4 protein-coding genes are annotated in these 3,856 nt (G+C 71.7%); 3 read left to right on the forward strand and 1 reads right to left on the reverse strand.

What is annotated here, in order from left to right:
* Positions 1-21 precede the first annotated feature (21 nt).
* Complete coding sequence (locus G6030_RS10390; protein ID WP_182643066.1) at positions 22-618, reverse strand: TetR family transcriptional regulator; 597 nt, start codon at positions 616-618, stop codon at positions 22-24.
* A gap of 258 nt (positions 619-876) precedes the next feature.
* On the opposite strand from G6030_RS10390, the gene G6030_RS10395 reads away from it, so the two are divergent.
* The 3 genes from G6030_RS10395 to G6030_RS10405 are packed head-to-tail and all read left to right on the forward strand — an operon-like array spanning position 877 to position 3,564.
* Positions 877-1,971: an iron-sulfur cluster-binding domain-containing protein gene (locus tag G6030_RS10395; protein ID WP_182643067.1), complete on the forward strand. Its 1,095-nt coding sequence runs from the start codon at positions 877-879 to the stop codon at positions 1,969-1,971.
* A 40-nt stretch (positions 1,972-2,011) separates the two neighbouring features.
* Entirely contained in the window at positions 2,012-3,256 is a 1,245-nt protein-coding gene (locus G6030_RS10400) for an acyl-CoA desaturase (RefSeq protein ID WP_182643068.1), read from the forward strand.
* Positions 3,257-3,300: 44 nt separating this feature from the next.
* Positions 3,301-3,564: a hypothetical protein gene (locus G6030_RS10405; RefSeq protein ID WP_182643069.1), complete on the forward strand. Its 264-nt coding sequence runs from the start codon at positions 3,301-3,303 to the stop codon at positions 3,562-3,564.
* Positions 3,565-3,856: the final 292 nt, after the last annotated feature.

Raw genomic sequence — 3,856 nt, forward strand, 5'->3', positions numbered from 1 at the left:
CGCTGTTCGCGTGGGCCGCGATCAGGAGACGGCGGCGCCGGCGAGGATGACCCGCAACCGCGCCGCGCACTCGTCGCGCGCCGTCCGCGCCGCGTAGCCGACGGAGACCTCCACGAGGAGACGGAGTAGGACGACGACGACGAGGTCGGCCGCGATGTCCACGGCGGTGCCGTCCGCTCCGGAGAGCGTGTCGAGCCGGCCCAGGGTGATCCCCAGCCGGCGGCGGGCGGAGTCGACGGCCGCCGTGAGGACGCGGTGATCGGGGTGAGCGGTGTCGGCCAGTCCGCGGGCGAACATCCCCCAGGTCTGCGGATCCCGGGTCGCGGCGTCGGCGGCGCGGCCCGGCCAGTCGGTCGCCGGGTCCTCGGTCGGGGTGGCGACCAGCTCGTCGACGAACGCGCCGAGGACGTCCGCCGCGCCGGCAGCGAGCTCGGAGGCCAGGTCGTCGACGGACTCGAAGTGCCGGTAGAACGCGGTGGGCACGATGCCCACCTCGCGGGCGAGCTCGCGGACGACGAGCCCGGTGAATCCGCGGGACGCCACCGCGTTGCGGCCCGCCTCCACGATGAGTGCACGGGTGTGCCGCTTCTGCTCCGCTCGCGTCCTGGGGGTCGTCACAGGTCCGATCCTATCGACTATCTGCTGCGACCGCTCAGCCCGGCCGCGTCGCCAGACCGTCGCACAGCCCACCGCCGCGGGGTCTTTTCATTTCGGAGAACGTCTGTACACTCAAACTCGTCCGGTGGTCGAACCGGGCGGACGCGCCCCCTGGACGCGACCACGCCCCTCGGGGGTGTGAGGCGCGAGGACCGCACAGGGGCGGGCGCGCCCGACGGCGCACGACCACACCGACCCACACATTTCTCGGAGGTCCCCATGACCGCCCCACCCATCCGCCGACTCTTCTCCCGACGCCTCACCCGCACCCTGCTGACGCCGCATCCGGTCGAGCACTACGTCCGATCGCTGGGCGTGGCCTGGTCGGACGACCCCACCGGCGCGACGGTCGTGGCCGTCGACCGGCCCGTCGCCGACGTCACCGTGCTCACCCTGCGACTGCCCGCCGGTGTCCCGAGGCCCGCCCCCGGCGGCGCGCTCGAGATCGGCGTGGTGATCGACGGCGTCGTCCACCGCCGCCACTACTCCCCCGTCGACCCCGCGTCCCGCGCGGACGGGCTCGCGACCATCGCCGTCCGTCGCCATCCCGGCGGCACGGTCTCCGAGTACCTGTGGGCCGACGCGGTGGCCGGGATGCGGCTGCTGCTCGGTAACCCTGCCGGCGAGATGGCGTTGCCCGAGGCCCGCCCGGCCGACGTGCTCCTCGTCAGCGGCGGCAGCGGCATCACGCCGATGCTGGCGATCGCCTCGACCCTCGCCGCAGAGCAGCACTGCGCCGGTTCCGGCCGCGTGGCGTGGTTGCACTATGCCCGCCGTGTGCAGGACGTGCCCTTCCGCGATCGGCTCCGCGAGCTGTCGCGCGCGGGCATCGACGTTCGAGTGGTGCCCACCGCCGATGGGTCGACGCCCGACGGCCTGGCCGGCCACCTCAGCGCCGAGCACCTCGAGGCGATCGCCCCATGGCACCGCGACTCGACCGTGTTCCTCTGCGGCCCCGAGCCCCTGGCCGTCGGGCTCGAGGAGACGCTCGGCGCGGAGCGCTTCTCCGGCGTCCTCCGCGAGCGCTTCACCGCCTCGACCGGGCCGGTCCCGGACGGCGACGGCGGCACGGTGACCCACCTGCGCAGCGGAGTCACCGCCCGGAACGAGGGCACCACGCTGCTCGAGGGCGCCGAGGCCGCGGGGTTGAGCCCGCAGCACGGGTGCCGCATGGGCATCTGTCACACCTGCACGGCCGTGCGTCGCTCCGGTGCCACGCGCGACCTGCGCACCGGCGAGGTCGACGCCACCCCCGACTGCCACGTCCAGATCTGCGTCAACGCGCCCGTCGGCGACGTCGAGATCGAGCTGTAGACACCACCAACCGGATTCCGACCCGGAAAGGAAACGCATCATGGCTCTCCTGCAACTCCCCACCCTGCGGCCCAAGAAGTCCGCGAATCCGAAGAAGGCCGCCGCCAAGGCGGCTGGCAAGGCGGCCGGCACGGCGGCCGGCACGCCCGAGAAGAAGTCCGCGCCCGCGCCCGAGCCGATCGTCCTGTCCGCCGAGTCGGTGGAGATCATCGGACGCGAGCTCGACGCGATCCGCGACCGGATCGTCGCCGACCTCGGCACCGCCGACCGCGACTACATCCTGCGTGTGGTCCGCACCCAGCGCCGCCTGGAACTCGCCGGGCGCGGCCTGATGTTCCTCGGCTTCCTTCCGCCCGCGTGGCTGGCCGGGGTCGCGGCGCTGAGCGCGTCCAAGATCCTCGACAACATGGAGATCGGCCACAACGTCATGCATGGCCAGTACGACTGGATGCGCGACGACATGCTCCACTCGTCCAGCTTCGAGTGGGACAATGTCTGCCCCTCCGACCAGTGGCGGCACTCGCACAACTACATGCACCACACGTACACCAACATCCTCGACCTGGACCGCGACATCGGCTACGGCATCCTGCGGATGGAGTACGAGCAGAAGTGGACCCCGCTCCGCCTGGGCAACCCGCTGTACGCGTTCGCCCTGATGATGCTCTTCGAGTGGGGCGTGATGCTGCACGACCTGGAGTACGACAACGTGCTCAAGGGCAAGCGCAAGTGGTCCGACGTCAAGGGACTCGTCGCCGGCTGGTGGCGCAAGGTGCGCGGCCAGGTCGCCAAGGACTACCTCGTCCACCCGGCGCTGACCGGTCCCCTGTTCCCGCTGACGTTCGCCGGCAACCTCACCGCCAACCTCGTGCGCAACGTGTGGGCGTTCTCGGTGATCTTCTGCGGGCACTTCCCCTCCGGTGCGCAGGTCTTCACGCAGGAGGAGACCGCCGAGGAGACCCGCGGCGAGTGGTACGTGCGCCAGATGCTGGGCTCGGCCAACATCTCCGGCAGCCCCTTCATGCACCTGGCGACCGGGAACCTGTCGCACCAGATCGAGCACCACCTGTTCCCAGACCTGCCCGCACACCGCTACCCGGAGATCGCGGACGAGGTGCGACGCATCTGCACCGAGCACGGCCTGCCGTACACGACCGGCCCGCTGTGGAAGCAGGTCGCCTCGGTGTGGGCGAAGATGTTCAGGCTGGCCCTGCCGCTGCCGCCGAAGCCGGAGGACGCGCCCGCGGTGATCATCGAGCGCAGGAAGACTCCCGCCGCGGCGTGAGCCGCGGGTACCGTCGTGGGCACCATCGTCGAAGGGAGCGGTCCGTGAGCGACTTCGAACGCAACAAGGACCAGGTCCAGGCGGGTGTCCAGGCCGGGGCGTCGCTGGTGGGTCGGATCGCCGTCATCATCACCGACGCGGTCGGGTCGATCGCCAAGGAGATCGGCGACTTCGTCACCGAGGGCATCGAGATGCGCGAGGCGGCCCGCGTCTCCCGCCGCGAGGAGCAGCAGCGAATCGCCGACGACCCGCCGGTCGAACGGAACGGCATCGACGCCCGCACCGAGGACGACGACCCGCGGGGCTGACCGCCGACCGGCCGCTTCTTAGGCAGCTTCGTCGGCCGCCTCATCGGGTGCATTGTCGGTCGCCAGCGACGAGACCAACGCGGACGAACGCCTCCTCGGTCGCCAACGACACGACTCGGAAGAACGCCGCCTATCGGATCGCGCGCCACCTATGGGCCCCCTTAGGTGGCGCGCCTTCGGATAGGTGAACCTCGGGCGGCGACCAGTCGGCGACGCCTGGCCCACCCCGGCGGCCTGCCGGTCGCCTCGCAGGCACGCGCCGTCGCCCCGCAGCGCTCGAGCCGTCGCCCCG

The sequence above is a fragment of the Dietzia sp. E1 genome, from assembly GCF_014145015.1.
In the GTDB taxonomy this organism is placed as follows: Bacteria; Actinomycetota; Actinomycetes; order Mycobacteriales; family Mycobacteriaceae; genus Dietzia; species Dietzia cinnamea_A.

Excerpts from the sequence above, each read along its gene's own strand:
- G6030_RS10395 (WP_182643067.1), top strand. The coding sequence starts at position 877 with ATGACCGCCCCACCCATCCGCCGACTCTTCTCCCGACGCCTCACCCGC.
- G6030_RS10400 (WP_182643068.1), top strand. The coding sequence starts at position 2,012 with ATGGCTCTCCTGCAACTCCCCACCCTGCGGCCCAAGAAGTCCGCGAAT.